General features: G+C 66.6%; 14 protein-coding genes. 8 read left to right on the top strand and 6 right to left on the bottom strand.

The genetic code is table 11. The features are described from left to right. The first annotated feature begins 162 nt into the window (after positions 1–162). Positions 163–1161, top strand: coding sequence for an ion channel (locus tag ACX17K_RS18745; RefSeq protein ID WP_493775955.1), 999 nt, complete (start codon positions 163–165; stop codon positions 1159–1161). Here ACX17K_RS18745 and ACX17K_RS18740 read toward each other — a convergent pair. Both ACX17K_RS18740 and pssA read right to left on the bottom strand, forming a co-directional pair. Next, complete coding sequence (locus tag ACX17K_RS18740) at positions 1158–2948, bottom strand: ATP-binding protein (protein WP_493775954.1); 1791 nt, start codon at positions 2946–2948, stop codon at positions 1158–1160. The genes ACX17K_RS18745 and ACX17K_RS18740 overlap by 4 nt on opposite strands. Positions 2949–3036: 88 nt before the next feature. Next, positions 3037–4380, bottom strand: coding sequence for a CDP-diacylglycerol--serine O-phosphatidyltransferase (pssA, locus tag ACX17K_RS18735; protein ID WP_493775953.1), 1344 nt, complete (start codon positions 4378–4380; stop codon positions 3037–3039). A 186-nt stretch (positions 4381–4566) separates the two neighbouring features. Here pssA and ACX17K_RS18730 point away from each other — a divergent pair, with 186 nt between their 5' ends. After that, positions 4567–5091: an RNA pyrophosphohydrolase gene (locus ACX17K_RS18730; protein WP_493775952.1), complete on the top strand. Its 525-nt coding sequence runs from the start codon at positions 4567–4569 to the stop codon at positions 5089–5091. Between the two features lie 114 nt (positions 5092–5205). Beyond that, entirely contained in the window at positions 5206–7170 is a 1965-nt protein-coding gene (gene parE, locus ACX17K_RS18725; RefSeq protein ID WP_493775951.1) for a DNA topoisomerase IV subunit B, read from the top strand. Positions 7171–7234: 64 nt separating this feature from the next. Here the strand turns inward: parE and ACX17K_RS18720 are convergent, their stop codons facing one another. The 3 genes from ACX17K_RS18720 to ACX17K_RS18710 all read right to left on the bottom strand — a co-directional run bounded on the left by ACX17K_RS18720 (position 7235) and on the right by ACX17K_RS18710 (position 9503). After that, positions 7235–7948 (bottom strand): hypothetical protein, encoded by a 714-nt coding sequence (locus ACX17K_RS18720; protein ID WP_493775950.1) that lies wholly within the window; start codon positions 7946–7948, stop codon positions 7235–7237. 332 nt (positions 7949–8280) lie between these two features. Further along, entirely contained in the window at positions 8281–8877 is a 597-nt protein-coding gene (locus tag ACX17K_RS18715; RefSeq protein WP_493775949.1) for a short chain dehydrogenase, read from the bottom strand. A gap of 29 nt (positions 8878–8906) precedes the next feature. Further along, entirely contained in the window at positions 8907–9503 is a 597-nt protein-coding gene (locus ACX17K_RS18710; RefSeq protein WP_493775948.1) for a short chain dehydrogenase, read from the bottom strand. Between the two features lie 121 nt (positions 9504–9624). Between ACX17K_RS18710 and ACX17K_RS18705 the strand changes: the two genes are divergently transcribed. The 4 genes from ACX17K_RS18705 (at position 9625) to ACX17K_RS18690 (ending at position 12517) form a co-directional block, all read left to right on the top strand. After that, positions 9625–10491, top strand: a complete 867-nt coding sequence (locus ACX17K_RS18705) for a LysR substrate-binding domain-containing protein (RefSeq protein WP_493775947.1) — start codon at positions 9625–9627, stop codon at positions 10489–10491. A 68-nt stretch (positions 10492–10559) separates the two neighbouring features. Further along, positions 10560–11117: a chromate transporter gene (locus ACX17K_RS18700; protein WP_493775946.1), complete on the top strand. Its 558-nt coding sequence runs from the start codon at positions 10560–10562 to the stop codon at positions 11115–11117. Continuing rightward, positions 11114–11629: a chromate transporter gene (locus tag ACX17K_RS18695; RefSeq protein ID WP_021477458.1), complete on the top strand. Its 516-nt coding sequence runs from the start codon at positions 11114–11116 to the stop codon at positions 11627–11629. The genes ACX17K_RS18700 and ACX17K_RS18695 overlap by 4 nt, the downstream gene beginning before the upstream one ends. Positions 11630–11671: 42 nt before the next feature. Beyond that, positions 11672–12517 carry a hypothetical protein gene (locus ACX17K_RS18690; protein ID WP_347369901.1) on the top strand — a complete coding sequence of 282 codons (846 nt, stop codon included), beginning with the start codon at positions 11672–11674 and terminating at the stop codon, positions 12515–12517. A gap of 18 nt (positions 12518–12535) precedes the next feature. On the opposite strand, the gene fumC is transcribed toward ACX17K_RS18690, so the two are convergent. Continuing rightward, the gene (gene fumC / locus ACX17K_RS18685; protein WP_493775945.1) at positions 12536–13921 is read right to left on the bottom strand and encodes a class II fumarate hydratase; all 1386 of its coding nucleotides are present in this window, start codon (positions 13919–13921) and stop codon (positions 12536–12538) included. Positions 13922–14070: 149 nt separating this feature from the next. Here fumC and acnA point away from each other — a divergent pair, with 149 nt between their 5' ends. Continuing rightward, positions 14071–16743, top strand: a complete 2673-nt coding sequence (gene acnA, locus ACX17K_RS18680) for an aconitate hydratase AcnA (protein ID WP_493775944.1) — start codon at positions 14071–14073, stop codon at positions 16741–16743. Positions 16744–16756 lie beyond the last annotated feature (13 nt).

The following is a 16756-nucleotide window of genomic DNA, read 5'->3' as shown; positions in this document are numbered from 1 at the left end:
GTGAAAGTAGGACACCGCCAGACGCCCCATACGCAGAACCCCAGCTCAGACGAGCTGGGGTTTTTGCTTTGCGCGCGCCCCGCGCGCGACTTCCAGCCCCGACCGGACCCCGGCGGGGCTTTGGCGTTTATGGATGGTCATTTGTGCGGGTAACGCATCCGCTTGAGCGGCGCGTCGTTGACGCCCATTGGCATCCCTCACACAATCAGCCATCCGCATTCAAGGACGCAGCAGATGGCACCTCGAACCAGCAAACCCGCGCGGCGAATAGACGCGGGCGGCCGCAGCCTGTTCATTCACAGCCTGCCGCGGCATTCCCTGCACGATCTCTACCATTACTGCATGACCATCAGCTGGCCGCATTTCTATTTGTTTATCGCCGCCTCTTTCATCGCATTGAATCTGTTGTTCGCAGGGTTGTATCAAGTGCAGCCAGGCGGCATCGCCAACCAGTTTCCGCAGGGTTTTCTCGGTGTCTTCTTTTTCAGCGTCGAGACCCTCGCCACCGTCGGCTATGGCGACATGCATCCGCAGACGCTGTACACCCATTGGATTTCGATGCTGGAGATCTTCATCGGTATGATGAGCATCGCACTGATTACCGGCATGACTTTCGCCCGCTTTTCGCGGCCGAGGGTGCGCATCGTGTTTACCAACAGCCCGGTGGTGCGGCCCTTGAACGGCGAGCCGGTGCTGATGCTGCGGGCGGCCAATGCCCGCAACAATGTGATCATCGACGCCAGCGCCCGGCTGCGGCTGCTGCAGCATGAGACCACGGCGGAGGGTACGACCTTTCGCAAGCTGTATGACTTGGACCTTGTGCGCGACCAGCATCCGATGTTCGTGCTGGGGTGGACGCTGGTGCACAAGATAGACGAGCGCAGCCCTTTGCATCAGCGCGATGCCGCGTCGCTGGCTGCGAGCAAAGCGCAATTGATTCTGTCGGTCAATGGCATCGATGAGACCACCATCCAGCCCATGGTGGCCAGGCACACTTTCTCTCATCAGGATATCCGCTGGAATCACGCCTTCGCCGACCTGATCTATACCGACGAGGATGAAAACGATCATGTCGACTATCAGCGTCTGCAGGAGGTGACGCCGCTGCCGCCGCGCGAGGATCAAGCGGAAAGGCTGCGTCCTGAGCCGGGAGCGGATTAGCGAGGATTGGCCGGGAAAGTGATGATGAATGCCGCTCCTTGTCCGGCTTCGCTTTCCAGGCGGATGCGCCCTTTCAGAATGGCCTGGACGATGCTGTGGACCAGCGCCAGCCCCAGCCCCATGCCGCCTTGGCCCATCCGGGTGGTGAAGAAGGGGTCGAATACCTTGCTGTGCAGTTCCTGGCAGATGCCTTTGCCGTCGTCGGCGTAAATCAGCGTGAGTTCGTCCTGATCGCGGCTGATGTCGATGCGGATCGCGCCGCCGCCTTTTTCGTCGAAGCCATGGGCCAGGGTGTTGGCCACCAGGTGGGAAACCAGCTGCTCCAGCGCGCTGGGATAGTTTTCAATCACCAGGTCGGCCGGAATCCGCAGCTCTATCCGGATGTGGGGATGGTGTTCGGCCGGCAACAGCGTCTTCAGCAGATTGGAGATGACTTTGGCGGGATGGAAGCTGCGCTTGGGCTGGTCCAGCTGGTCGACCGCGATCTGCTTGAACCGGCCGATCAGGTCCCCGGCCTGTTCGCTATTGCGTTGCAGCAGTTCGCAGGTTTCGCCGGCTTTTTGCAGAAATTCCTGCAGCCCCTTGCGCGATAGGCGCTTTTCCGCGTCGGCGGCGAAGATGGCATCGATGTCGGCTCCCATCTGAGACGAGCACAGCAGCACATTGCCTATCGGCGTGTTCAGCTCGTGGGCCATGCCGGCCACCATCCGCGCCAGCGCCGCCTGCTTTTCGGCGATGCTGATCTGCTGCATCGCCGCTTGCAGTTCGGCGCCGCGCGCCGCGACTCTTTCTTCCAGATGATTGTTCAGCAGGAGCAGCTCCGCTTCGGCCTTTTTGCGCGCGGTGATGTCGGAATACGTTCCTATCATCCGCATGGGGCGGCCGTGGATGTCGAGGCTGACCACCATGCCGCGTCCCAGTAGCCAGATCCATTCATCGCCTCTGCGGAAGCGGTGTTCCGAGACGAAGGAGCCTTCCGGCCGCTGAAGATAGCCCGCCAGCTCGGCTTGGACGGCCGGAAGCTCGTCGGGATGCATGTGGGTCTGCCACAGCTGGAAGCCGACGATTTCGGCCGGAAGGAGGCCTAGCAGCTGCTGGCAGCGGCTGGAAAGGAAAACGCCTCCGTCGGACAGGCTCCAGTCCCATACGCCGTCGCCGGCGCCTTCCAGCGCGAAGTGCCAGCGCTCCTCGCTCTCGCGCAAGGCCTGCAGCGCCTTGTGTTCGCCGGCGCGCAGTCGTTCGAACTCCCGGCGGACCCGTTCCGCCTCGTCGGCGCGCAGCGCGGCGTCTTCCTGCGCGCGGGCCTTGTCGTTGTAAATCTGTCTGAGGTCGCGTTCAACCATCGCGCGGAACTGCGCCAGAAGCTGACGGTAGGTGGCGTTGTAGGGGTTTTCCTCGCTGTCGAGCACGCAGATGGTGCCGAACACGTCCTGGTTGGGCCAGACCAAGGGCAGGCCCATATAGGAGATCATGCCCAGCTTGATGTCGGGGTTGTGGTCCCAGTCGCGGTCGGACAGGGCGTTGGCGACGATGAGCTCGCCGCGGCGGGCCATCACGGTCTCGCAGTAGAGGCCGGTGCCCAGGTCGGCCAGTTCGTCTTCCTCGTAGGGATTGCCGTCGCTGCGGCTGGACAGGAAGACCTTGATCCGCGGCGGCTGCGCCCGCATGATCAGCGCCGCCGGGATGCGCAGCAGCCTGGCCAGCAGGTCCAGCACTTCTTGCCATTTCTCGGCGTAGTCGTGGCCGACGGCGAGATTAGCGGTTTTCACGTCGATGGCGGCGCGCATCGGCCTCTCCACAGTGACTCCGGTTCACCGCTTAATCATAAGCCAAGGGCGGCAAAAAGCCCCGCGGGAGCGGGGCTGTGGGAGGCGCTTACAGCATCAGGTTCAGCATTCGGTCTATCCGCACCCGGCTCAGGCGGGTGAGCAGCTTCTTGATCTGCTCGGGATAGGCCCGCACGTCTTCCAACTGGCGGTAATGCGAGAGCGGCGCGGCATGGCGCAGGATGTTTCGCTGCTCGGCATCGCCCTGTGCGCGCAGCGCGCCTTGCGGATCGCGCAGCAGCAGCGCGTTTTCCAGGTCCAGCCGGAAGGCGCGCGGGTTCAGGTTGTTGCCGGTCAGCAGAATGTAGCGGTCATCGCTCCAGATGCCCTTCAGATGGTAGGTGTTGTCGCCATCTTTCCACAGGTGGATGCGCAGCTGCTGCCGGCTCAGACATTGGCGTTGCCGCTTGGCGAAACGGCGCAGATTCATCTCGTACAGATAGGGCAGCGCGCTGATTACGCGGAACGGCTGTTCCGGCGGAATGTAGAAGTCGTTGGCGGTCTTGTCGCCGACCACGATGTCGATTTCAACGCCGCGGCGCAGCGCTCGGTTGATTTCCAGCACCACCGCGCGCGGAAAGTTGAAATAGGGCGTGCAGATGAACAGCCGGCGCTGGGCGCTGGCGATCACGTCCAGAATCACGCGGTTGAGTCGGTTGCCCTTGCCGATGCCGACCACGGGGCTGATGGCCAGCTCGTCCGGCGCGGGGATGCGGGCGGCGGCGGGGCGGTACTGGCTATGGGCCAGCTTGTCGCGGAACTGGCGGATTTCCTTGCGGATGCTGCGGGTGGACGGCGTGGGCTTGTCCAGGCGGAATACGGCGGGGTCGTTGAAGAACTGTTCGTTCATGAAACCGGCCATGGCATCCGCCAGCTCCGGACTGCGGACCAGGTGATAGCGGTCGAAGCGGTATTTGTCCAGCTTGTGCAGGTAGACGTTGTTCAGGCTGGCGCCGCTGTAGAACACGGTGTCGTCGATGACGAAGCCTTTGAGATGCAGCACGCCGAACAGCTCGCGCGTTTGCACCGGCACGCCGTAGATCGGAATGTCCAGATCGCGGCGCAGCGCCTCTTCCCGATACCAGCTGGCATTGCAATGGGATTGGTCCTCGCCGATGCGGCCGCGTTGCGCGCGGTGCCAGTCCACCATCACCCTCACGTCCAGTTGCGGGGAGCGTTGCTTGGCCTGGTACAGCGCGTCCAGGATTTCCTGGCCGGCCTCTTCGTTTTCCAGGTAGAGCGCGCACAGATAAACGCGCCGCGTCGCCGCCGCGATGGCCTCCAGCAGACGGAGGCGGAAATCGGCCGTCTGCAGCAGCGTGGTGAAGTCCTCGGGCCGCAGGGGAAGCCAGGGCAAGCGGGACAGCGTGGGTCGGTTCAGCAGGGTTGCCATGAATGCGCAGTGGAATGACGTTCAATCGGCGAATCGTAGCATCGTTTGGGCGGTTTGGGGGAGTGCCCGCCCGGCCATGGTGATATGGGTCAAGCGGCTTTAGGGAGAGGGGCGGAGCGGGCGCGCGTGGCAAGGCGGGCTGAAATGTGCAAAAATTCGGTAACTAACGAATTGCAGGTTTTTTCCATGCTGGACCGGGACGGATACCGCCCAAACGTCGGAATCATCCTCACCAATGCCAAAAACGAGGTGTTCTGGGGCAAGCGCGTGCGCGAGCATTCCTGGCAGTTCCCGCAGGGCGGCATCAAGCCGGGCGAAAGCCCGGAGGCCGCGATGTACCGCGAACTGTTGGAAGAGGTGGGCTTGTTGCCTCAGCACGTGAAGATACTGGGACGCACGCGCGACTGGCTGCGTTACGAGGTGCCGACGAATTGGGTACGCCGCGAATGGCGCGGCAGTTACAAGGGCCAGAAGCAGATCTGGTTCCTGCTCAGGCTGGTGGGGCGGGACAGCGACGTCTGCCTGCGCGCGACCAACCATCCGGAGTTCGATGGCTGGCGCTGGAACGACTACTGGGCGCCGGTGGATGCGGTGATCGAGTTCAAGCGCGACGTTTACGAGCGCGCGCTATCCGAACTGGCGCGCTTCCTGCGCGGCGTGGAAAGCCATCACGCCTACTTGGCGCGCACCTCCACCCAGAGCGAGCAGTGAGCGGCGGGAAGATTGTTTGCAGTACAGCGACGGCGGGCGATGCCCGCTGTCTTCATTTGAGCCGCCCATCGCGGGCGGCGTCGACGTGACGCGCCGACAGGGCAAGACCAGAACATGACTCAACAATACGACGAATCCTCGGTACGGGTGCTGAAGGGGCTGGAGCCGGTGAAAGAGCGGCCCGGCATGTATACCCGCACCACCGACCCCACCCATATCTGCCAGGAAGTGATAGACAACGCCGCCGACGAGGCGCTGGGCGGCTTCGCGCGCAAGATCGCCGTCACCGTGCACCAGGACGGCTCGCTGAGCGTCGAGGACGACGGCCGCGGCATTCCGGTGGGCCTGCATCCGCAGGAAGGCGTGCCGGTGGTGGAACTGGTGTATACCCGGCTGCACGCCGGCGGCAAGTTCGACAAGAAGGACGGCGGCGCCTACGCCTTCTCCGGCGGCCTGCACGGCGTAGGCGTGTCGGTGACCAACGCGCTGTCCACCCGGCTTGAGGTGGAGGTGAAGCGCGAAGGCGGCGTGCACCGCTTGGTGTTCTCGGGCGGCGACGTGATCGAGCCTCTGGCCCGCGTCGCCGATTGCGGCCCGCGCACCAGCGGCACTCGGGTGCGGGTGTGGCCGGACGGCAAGTATTTCGAAAGCCCGCGCTATTCGATGCAGGAGCTGGAGCGGCTGCTGCGCGCCAAGGCGGTGCTGCTGCCTGGCGTGGCGGTGACGCTGACGCTGGAAAAGCCCAGCGGCGATGAAGTGAAGGCATGGCAGTATCCGGAAGGCCTGAAGAGCTATCTGGCCGAACTGTGCAACGGCGACGAGCCGGTGGCGCCGCTGTTCGCCGGTGAAGCCTATATCGGCGACGACCACGAACAATTCGCCAAGGGCGAGGGCGCGCAGTGGGCGATGGCCTGGTTCGAGGACGGCGCCAGCGGCGAGAGCTACGTCAACCTGATCCCGACTCCGGTGGGCGGCACCCATGAGGCCGGCCTGCGCGCCGGCGTCTACGACGCGGTGAAGAGCTTCATCGACCATCACAACCTGCTGCCGCGCGGCGTCAAGCTGATGGCCGAGGACGTATGGAGCCGCGTGCGCTTCGTGCTGTCCGCCCGCGTGCTGGACCCGCAGTTCCAGGGCCAGACCAAGGACAAGCTGACCAGCCGCGACGCGCTGAAGCTGATTTCCGGCCTGGCGCGCGATCCGGTCGAGCTGTGGCTGAATCAACATGTGGAGGCCGGCAAGAAGATCGCCGAGCTGGCGATCCGCCAGGCGCAGAGCCGCCTCAAGTCGGTCAAGAAGGTGGAGAAGAAGAAGGGCTCCGGCGTGGCGGTGTTGCCGGGCAAGCTGACCGACTGCGAGAGCGAGGACATCGAGCGCAACGAGCTGTTCCTGGTGGAGGGCGACTCCGCCGGCGGCTCGGCCAAGCTGGCGCGCGACAAGGAATACCAGGCCATCCTGCCGCTGCGCGGCAAGGTGCTGAACAGCTGGGAGACCGACCGCGACCAATTGTTCTCCAATGCCGAAATCCACGACATCTCGGTGGCTATCGGCGTGGACCCGCACGGTCCGAACGATGCGCCGGATTTGTCCGGCCAGCGCTACGGCAAGATCGCCATCCTGTCCGACGCCGACGTCGACGGCTCCCATATCCAGGTATTGCTGCTGACGTTGTTCTTCCGCCATTTCCCGCGCCTGGTGGAAAACGGCAACATCTACATCGCCCAGCCGCCGCTGTTCCGCGTCGATGTGCCCGGCCAGGGCAAGACCCGGCCGCCGCGCAAGCTGTACGCGCTGGACGAGGGCGAGATGACCGCCATTCTCGACCGCCTGCGCAGCGAGGGCGTGCGCGAGAGCGCGTGGAGCATCTCCCGCTTCAAAGGCCTGGGCGAGATGAACCCGGAGCAGCTGAAGGACACCACGATGAACCCGGACACCCGCCGTCTGGTCAAGGTGCAGGTGCGCCCCGGCATGCTGCAGGAAACGCTGGACATGTTCGTGATGCTGATGGGCAAGGGCGAGGCGTCCAGCCGCCGCGGCTGGATGGAGGCCAAGGGCAACGAAGTCGAAGCCGACATCTGATCCCGTCCGGTCGCATGCCCCGCAACCCCGCCGGCCTGAAAAGGCCCGCGGGGTTTTTTCATCGTCAGTCGTAGCGCGCCAGCAGCGCCGCCATCCGGGCGCGACCCTCGGGAGACTGGCAGGCCGCTTTCAGCCGCGCCAGCGCGGCCGCGTCCTTCGACAGCGGATGGGCGCGCGATACGTACACCGCCATCGGCTCGCGGCTGATCGCCAGCTCCGCCCAGCGGTCGGCGGGCGTGGAAATCTCGCGCAGCACGCGGCCGCAGCCCGGCCGCACGCACATCATCGCGTCCAGCCGGCCGATGCGCAGCATGCCCAGGCCCTGGCGCATGTCGCTGACCAGCACCGGCTCGGCGCCGCTTTGGGCGATGAAGGCGTCCAGCGTATGGGTGCCGCGCAAGATGCCGACGGGACGGAGTTTCAGATCGGCGGCCCGCAGCTCGCGGGCGCCGAGGCGGTAGACCACGGACAGGCGGATGTCGGCGGGGCGGCATAGCTCGAGCCCGAAGGCGTCGCGCTCCGGCGAGGCGGTGATCAGCGCCAGCGCGTCGCGGCCGGCTTTCATGTCCTCCACCAGCCGCGGCAGCGGCCGGATGTCCTGCTTCAGCCGCAGGCCGCCTTGTTCGGCCAGCCAGCGCAGAAACCGCGGCGTCAGCCCGTCGCCGCTGGCGGCGTCGCCCCAGGGCTCTATTGCCTGGCTGTACGCCGGTATCGGCTCGGCATGGAGAAGGGGCAGGCACAGCAGCAGCGCCAGCCCGCTCCACAGTTTGGCTTTCATCGCGGCGTCCTGTGCTTGGCGGCTGATGCAGTATAGGCTTGGCGCAGGCGCGCGTTCGGCGCCTGGATGCAGTCGCGCCGCCAAGAGGCGGCTTGTTCCCTGCATGAGAAGCGTGCGATGCCCATCGCCGTTTTCACGCCGGCGCCGGCTGATTCTCCCGACATGCTGGGGCTTGGTGCGCGTCCCCCATCATTTTTCGGCCGGCATGGCATCGCCGCCATGCTCCCGGGGAGGGGGACGGAGTTCGATGTCGCCGGCGGGCCGTTTCCCTTGCTGTGTCTGGCGTAGAGGCTGCGCGTCGCCAGGTGATCGTGGGAGCGCGCTGCCAGGGCTTACCAAACCTTGAACACTTGCCCGGTTTCCACGCCCTCCACGCTGCGTTGATAGGCGCGGGCGACACGGGCCGCCGGCACGGCCTCGAAACCCGGGAAGTAGCTTTGCAGCGGCTCCCATGATTCCTGCAGCACGCTTGGGCAAACCGCGTTGATGCGCAGCCCGGCCGCCAGCTCCACCGCCGCGCCGCGGGCGAAGCCCTCTATCGCGGCGTTGACGGCGCAGGCATTGCTGCCGTGGCGCAGCGGAATCTCATTGCCCATGCCGCTGGTCAAGGTGATGGAGCCGCCCGCATTGAGAAAGCGCTGCCCTATCAGGGCCAGGTTCACCTGGCCCATCAGTTTGCTGTCCAGGCCGATGCGGAATTGCTCAGGGGTCATCTCTGTCAGCGGACCCAGGTGCAGCAGCCCGGCGGCGCTGACGATGGCGTCGACATTGCCTGTGCGTTCGAATAGCGCCCGTACGCTGTCAGGCTGGCTCATGTCGACGCGCAGCTCTCCGCTGTCGCGGCCGGCGGCCAGGACTTGATGGCGGGACAGCGCTTGTCGCACCGCGCGTCCTATGGTTCCGTTCGCGCCGACTAGCAGTATTTTCATATGCGGTTTCTCCACAGTCATGGCGCGGCTTACCACACCGTCAGCGTCTGGCCGTTGGCGATGCCTTCCACGCTGCGCACGTAGGCCAGCGCGGCGCGCGCGGCCGGCACCGGCTCGAAGCCCGGGAAGTAGGGCGCGTAGCCGTCCCACGATTCCTGCAGCGCGTTGGGGCTGACCACGTTGATGCGGCGGTCGCGGCCCAACTCCTGCGCGGCGGCGGCGGCGAAGCCTTCCAGCGCGCGGTTGACCGCGGTGGCGTTGGCGCCCTGGCGGATGGGCTGGGCGCTGATGATGCCGCTGGTCAGCGTGATCGAGCCGCCGTCGTTCAGATAGTGCTGGCCGGTCAGCGCCAGGTCGATCTGGCCCAGCAGCTTGTCGTTCAGGCCGATGCGGAAGTCGGCGGCGCTCATTTCGGCCAGCGGGGCGAAGTGCACGTTGCCGGCGGCGCTGACGATGGCGTCCAGCCGGCCGGCCTGTTCGAACATCCGCTGCACGCTGGCGCTGTCGGTGATGTCGACGCGCAGGTCGCCGCTGCCGCGGCCGGCGGTGATGAGCTGGTGGTGGGACAGGGCCTGGCGGACGGCGCGGCCCAGCGTGCCGCTGGCGCCTACGAGCAGGATCTTCATCGGGATTCTCCATTGCGGTTGCGATGTCTGCAGTGTGCGCGGATTCCCTGGATTGATTAATCCGCTATGATGAACAGGATTAATAACCTGGAGTTTTTAATCTGTGGATCGCCTGCTCAGCATGGAATTATTCGTCGCGGTGGTGGATAAGGGCAGCTTCACCGCCGCCGCCGATGCCCATCGGCTGTCCCAGCCCATGGTCGGCAAGCATATCGCCGCGCTGGAGGCGCGGTTGGGCGGCAAGCTGCTGGTGCGCACCACCCGTCGCCAGCAGCTGACCGAGCTGGGGCAGCACTATTATCAGCGCTGCCGCGCCATTCTTGCCGAACTGGCGGCCGCCGAAGACGCGGCGGCGCTGTTGCGGGCGCAGCCGCGCGGCGTGCTGAGGATCAACGCTTCCGTCACCTTCGGCACGCTGCGGCTGGCGCCGCTGCTGGCCGAATTCATGGCGCGCTATCCGGACATCGGCGTGGAGCTTGAGCTTGGCGATCAGTTGGTGGACTTGGTGGCCGACGGCTACGACGCGGTGTTCCGCATCGGCCGCCTGGCCGACTCAGGCATGGTGGCGCGGCGTCTGCGGCCGTACCGGATGATGATCGCCGCTTCTCCCGCCTATCTCGCCGCGCGCGGCGCGCCGGCGACGCCGGCCGATCTGGCGGATCATGATTGCCTGGGCTTCAGCCGCTGGCGGCGCGACGACGGCTGGGACGCGCTGGCGCAGCCGCACGGGGTGCGGATGCGCGCCAGCCGCTTCCAGTGCAACCAGGGCCAGGCGCTGCGTCAACTGGCGTTGTCCGGCGCAGGACTGGTGTTGCAGGCCGAGGCGCTGCTGGCCGACGACGTGGCGGAGGGACGGCTGGTGTCGCTGCTGGACGGCTATCTGCCTGATCCCAAGCCCATGCATCTGATCTACCCGGCCGACCGCCAGCCGCTGCCCAAGCTGCGGGTTTTCGTCGATTTCATTGTCGAGCGGCTGGGCGAACTGTGAGGACAGGTGACGGCCCCTGTCAGAATTTCTCGTTTGTATAGTCTTTCGGCGGCGAGTAGTGTCAAGGCATGAATAGCGATCTGATTCTTCCCAGCCGGCGCGAATTGTTCGCCGGCTTCTTTTCCATCGGCGTCAGCGGTTTCGGCGGCGTGCTGCCGCAAGCGCACAGCATGCTGGTGCTGAAGCGGCGCTGGCTGTCCGAAGCCGACTTCGCCGAACAGCTGGGTCTGTGCCAAGTGTTGCCCGGTCCCAATATCGTCAATATGGCGGTGTCGATAGGCGCGCGCTTCCACGGGCCGTCCGGCGCGTTGGCGGCGGTGTGCGGCCTGCTGCTGGCGCCGATGGTCATCGTGCTGTTGCTGGCCTCCGCCTATGGCCGCTACCGCCAGCTGCCGTTGGTGGAGCACGTGATGCACGGCCTGGCCGCGGCGGCGGCCGGCCTGCTGCTGGCGATGGCGCTGCGCTTGCTGTCCAGGCTGGAGAGGCGCTTGTGGAGCGCGCTGGTGGTGGCCGCCACCTTCGCCGCCATCGCGGTGTTCCGCCTGCCCCTGCTGTGGGTGCTGCTGGCGTCGGCGCCGCTGGCGCTGGCGCTGGCCTGCTTGACCAAGGGGAGAGCGGCGAAATGATCCTGCTGGTGTTGCTGTGGCATTTCAGCCTGATGTCGCTGCTGGCGGTGGGCGGCGCCAATGTGCTGCTGCCGGAGTTGCAGCGGCTGGTGGTGGCCGAGGGCTGGATGAGCGCCGGCCAGTTCGCCGAGCTGTTCGCCATCGCCCAGGCCGCGCCGGGCCCCAATGTGCTGGTGGTCAGCCTGGTGGGCTGGCATGTGGCCGGCGTCGCCGGCGCGCTGGTCAGCATGCTGGGCATGTGTTTGCCGTCGTCGCTGTTGAGCTTCTACGTTTCCCGCTGGTGGACGGCCAACCAGGGCGGCGAACTGGCCGGGTTGCTGTCGCGCGCGCTGCTGCCGCTGACGGTGGGGCTGGTGGGCGCCAGCGCCTGCCTGCTGCTGCAGGCGGCCAACCGTGACTTGGGCGGCTGGATCTTGAGCGCCGCGGTGGCGCTGCTGGCGTGGAAGCGGAACTGGAACCCGGTGTGGCTGCTGTTGCTGGGCGGCGCGGCGGGAGGCTTGGGCTGGCTGTAAACCGTTGCCATAATGGCCTTAGTGTTTCCGTAAAGGCGAGACATGGCGAAATTGCTGCGGATAGGGATGCTGTGCCTGTGTTGTTTGTGCGCGCGGGCGGAAGGCGTGTCCATCACTTACGCGCTGGTGTCCGGCGACAACGATCCGCATTGGCCGTATATCCAGGCTTTGCTGCAGCTGGCCTGCAGCGAGATGGGGCAGCGCTGCGCGCTGCTGGCCGCGCGCGACATGAACCAGGGCCGGGCGATGGAGCAGATGCAGCGTCCGGACAGCCGCGTGGATCTGTTCTGGGGCATGACCAGCCGTGAGCGCGAACGCAAGCTGCTGACGGTGCGCATTCCGCTGGACAAGGGCCTGATAGGCTGGCGGGTGCCGCTGATCAACGCCGACCGGCCGCAGCTGTTCAAGAGCGTCAAGACCTTGCCGCAGCTGGCGGCCTTCCGCGCCGGACAGGGGCAGGACTGGCCGGATACCCAGATCCTGCAGCATGCCGGCTTGCCGGTGCTGACCAGCCCGGACTATCCCAATTTGTTCTCCATGCTGCGCCAGCATCGCTACGATTACTTCCCGCGCAGCGTGATCGAGGTGCAGCAGGAGCTGGAGTCGCCCAACAGCAAGGGGCTGATGCTCGACCCGTATCTATTGCTGCACTACCCGACCGCCTTTTATTTCTTTGTTTCGCCGCAGCGGCCGGAATTGGCCCGCATGCTGCAGCAAGGACTGGAGAAGGGCGTGCGCGACGGCAGCTTCGAGCAGCTGTTCAAGGCGTTCAACAGCGACCATCTGCGCGAGCTCAAGCTATCCGGCCGCGCCATCATCGAATTGCCCAATCCGCTGTTGCCGGAAGCCACGCCGCTGGCGCGGCGCGAGCTGTGGTTCCACCCCTGAGCGTTCTCCAGGCCGGCGTCACACCATGTCTTCGGGCCTGACCCAGGCGTCGAACTGTTCGGCGCTCAGATGGCCCAGCGCCAGCGCGGCCTCGCGCAGCGTGGTGCCGTGATGGTGGGCGTGCTTGGCGATGGCGGCGGCCTTGTCGTAGCCGATGTGCGGATTCAGCGCGGTGACCAGCATCAGCGAGCGCTCCATCAGCTCGGCGATGCGCGCGCGGTTGGCCTCCATGCCGTCCACGCAGTGCTCGCGCAGGCTGTCCATGCCGTCGGCCAGCAGCCGCGCGCTCTGCAGGAAGTTGTGCGCGATCAGCGGCTTGAACACATTGAGCTCGAAGTTGCCCGACGCCGCGCCTATCGCCAGCGCCGCGTCGTTGCCCAGCACCTGGCAGCACAGCATGGTCATCGCCTCGCACTGGGTGGGGTTGACCTTGCCGGGCATGATGGAGCTGCCCGGCTCGTTTTCCGGCAGCGTCAGCTCGCCCAGGCCGCTGCGCGGGCCGGAACCCAGCCAGCGGATGTCGTTGGCGATCTTCATCAGCGCGGCGGCCAGCGTTTTCAGCGCGCCGTGGGCGAACACGAGCGGCTCGTGGCCGGCCAGCGCGGCGAACTTGTTGTCGGCGCTCTGGAACGGCAGGCCGGATTGCTCGGCCAACCGGGCCGCCACCGCGCCGCCGAAGCGCGGATCGGTGTTGAGGCCGGTGCCGACCGCGGTGCCGCCGACCGCCAGCTGGCACAGCATAGGCTGCGCCGCGTGGACTGCCTGCTCGGCCAGCGCCAGTTGCGCCGCCCAGCCGGACATCTCCTGGCCCAGCGTCAGCGGGGTGGCGTCCTGCAGGTGGGTGCGGCCGATCTTGACGATGCCGGCGAAGGCCTGAGCCTTGGCCTCCAGCGCGCGCCGCAGCAGGCCCAGTGATGGCAGCAGCCGTTCGGTCACTTGCGTCGCGGCGGCGACGTGCATCGCGGTGGGGAAGATGTCGTTGGACGACTGGCCGCGGTTGACGTCGTCGTTGGGGTGGACCAGCCGGTCCGGGCCGCGCCGGCCGCCCAGCAGCTCCGACGCGCGGTTGGCCAGCACCTCGTTCATATTCATATTGCTCTGGGTGCCGGAGCCGGTCTGCCACACCGACAGCGGGAATTCGCCGTCGTGGCGGCCGGCCAGCACCTCGTCGGCGGCGCCGACGATGGCGGCTGCCTTGGCGTCGTCGAGCTTGCCCAGCTCGCGGTTGGCCTCGGCGCAGGCGCGCTTGACCCGGGCCAGCGCCAGGATCAGCTCCGGCGGCATCTTTTCGCTGGAAATATGGAAATGCGCGAGCGAGCGCTGGGTCTGCGCGCCCCACAGCGCGTCGGCCGGAACGTCGATCGGACCGAAGCTGTCGGTTTCGCTGCGTACGGTTTTCGTCATGCCATCATCCTTTCCTGTTCGAACTTGCGCCGGCAAAGCCGGTCCTAATCTATCCTGATGCAGGATGTCAGACCCTGGCGGCGGATGCGTTCTTATCCGCCCTTCGCGGCCCAGCCGGCCTGAATGGCCGGCGCTTACCGGAGTTCACCATGTCCCTGCAAGCGCAAGACAGTCTGCGAGATTTCCAATTGGCGTCCGGCCACAGCGTCCGCTTCCATTCGCTGCCGGCGCTGGCCGAACTCGGCGTCGGCGATGTCGGCCGGCTGCCGGTGTCGCTGCGCATCGTGCTGGAGTCGCTGCTGCGCAATCTGGATGGCCAGCGTATAACCGAAGCGCATGTGCGGCAACTGGCCGGCTGGCGGCCCAGGGCCGAACGCAGCGAGGAGATTCCCTTCGTCGTCGCCCGCATCGTGCTGCAGGATTTCACCGGGGTGCCATTGTTGTGCGACCTGGCTGCGATGCGCGGCGTCGCCGCCCGCTTCGGCAAGCCGCCGTCGGCGGTGGAGCCGCTGGTGCCGGTGGACCTGGTGGTGGACCACTCGGTGCAGGTCGACCATTTCCGCGAGGCGGGCGCGCTGGATCTGAACATGAAGCTGGAGTTCCAGCGCAACGCCGAACGCTACCGCTTCATCAAATGGGGCATGCAGGCCTTCGACACCTTCAAGGTGGTGCCGCCGGGCATCGGCATCGTCCACCAGGTGAACCTGGAATACCTGGCGCGCGGCGTGCTGCATGACGGCGACGTCTACCACCCGGATTCGCTGGTCGGCACTGACTCCCACACCACGATGATCAACGCGCTGGGCGTGGTGGGCTGGGGCGTGGGCGGCATCGAGGCCGAGGCCGGCATGCTGGGCCAGCCGGTGTATTTCCTGACGCCGGACGTGGTCGGCGTGAACCTGAAGGGCCGGCTCGCCGCCGGCGTCACCGCCACCGACCTGGTGCTGGCGGTGACCGAGCTGCTGCGCAGGGCCAATGTGGTCGGCAAGTTCGTCGAGTTCTTCGGCGCGGGCGCGGCGTCGCTGACGCTGCCGGACCGCGCGACGCTGGCCAATATGGCGCCGGAGTACGGCGCGACCATGGGCTTCTTCCCGCCGGACGAGCGCGCCGCCGACTACCTGGCCGCCACCGGCCGCAGCGCCGAGGAGGTGGATGCCTTCCGCCGCTACTTCCTGGCGCAGCGGCTGTTCGGCATGCCGGAGGAGGGCGACATCGATTACAGCGAAACCCTGGCGCTGGATCTGGAATCCATCGTGCCCAGCGTCGCCGGCCCGCGCCGGCCGCAAGACCGTATTGCGCTGACGGAACTGAAGCCGCGCTTCGGCGAGTTGCTGCAGAAGCCGGCCTCCGCCGGCGGCTACGGCAAGACGCCGGGCGGCGCGGCCGCCTCAGGCCTGAAGCACGGTTCGGTGCTGATCGCGGCGATCACTTCCTGCACCAACACTTCCAACCCCGGCGTGATGCTGGCCGCGGGCTTGCTGGCGCAGAAGGCCGCCGCGCGCGGGCTGGCGGTGGCCCCGCACATCAAGACCTCGTTGGCGCCGGGTTCGCGCGTGGTCACCGACTACCTGGCCAAGGCCGGTCTGCTGCCGGCGCTGGAGCGGCTGGGCTTCGGCGTGGTCGCCTACGGCTGCACCACCTGTATCGGCAACGCCGGTCCGCTGGCGCCGGCGATCGAGTCGGAAATCGCCGCCGGCGATCTGGTGTGCGCGTCGGTTCTGTCCGGCAACCGCAATTTCGAGGCGCGCATCCACCCGGCGATCAAGGCCAATTTCCTGATGAGCCCGCCGCTGGTGGTGGCCTTCGCCATCGCAGGCCGCGTCGACATCGACCTGGAGCGCGAACCGCTGGGCGAGGGCTCGGACGGCCAGCCGGTGTTCCTGCGCGACGTCTGGCCCAGCCTGGACGAGGTGGGCGCGGCGCTGGCGCAGACCGCCGATCCGGAAACCTACCGCCGGCTGTACTGCGATCTGGCCGACGCCAATCCGCTGTGGGCCGGCATCCGGGCGGCCGGCGGCGAGGTCTACGGCTGGGAGCCGTCCAGCTATATCGCCGAGCCGCCGTTCTTCGCCGGCTTCGAGCTGAAGCCGGCCGCGACCCGGCCGGTCAAGGGCGCGCGGGCGCTGGCCATCTTCGGCGACTCGGTCACCACCGACCACATCAGCCCGGCGGGATCCATCAAGCCTTCGTCGCCTGCTGGGCTTTATCTGCAGGAACAGGGCATCAAACCGGTAGATTTCAACAGCTACGGCTCGCGCCGCGGCCATCACGAGGTGATGATGCGCGGCACTTTCGCCAATGTCCGCATCCGCAACCTGATGCTGCCGCCAGACGCCGACGGCCGGCCGGTGGAGGGCGGGCTGACGCTGCGCCAGCCGGGCGGCGAGCGCTTGTCGATCTACGACGCGGCGATGGCCTACCAGGCCGAGGATACGCCGACCGTGATCTTCGCCGGCGAGGAGTACGGCACCGGCTCCAGCCGCGACTGGGCGGCCAAGGGCACGCGGCTGCTGGGCGTGCGCGCGGTGATCGCCAGAAGCTTCGAGCGGATACACCGCTCCAACCTGGTGGGCATGGGCGTGCTGCCCTTGCAGTTCCAGGGCGGCGACAGCGCGGCCGGCCTCACCGGCGACGAGACTTTCGATCTGGAGGGGCTGGACGGCGAACTGCGGCCGCGGCAGAACGTCACGCTGGTGATCCGCGGCGCCGGCGGCATGGAGCGGCGCCTGGCGCTGACGCTGCGCATCGACACGCCGGTGGAGGTCGATTACTACCGCCACGGCGGCATCCTGCCCTATGTGCTGAGGCAGATATTGTCCTGACCGCGCCTGGAAG

Source organism: Chromobacterium sp. INPA-IVC, assembly GCF_059047085.1.
This window is presented reverse-complemented; position numbering and strand designations above follow the sequence as displayed.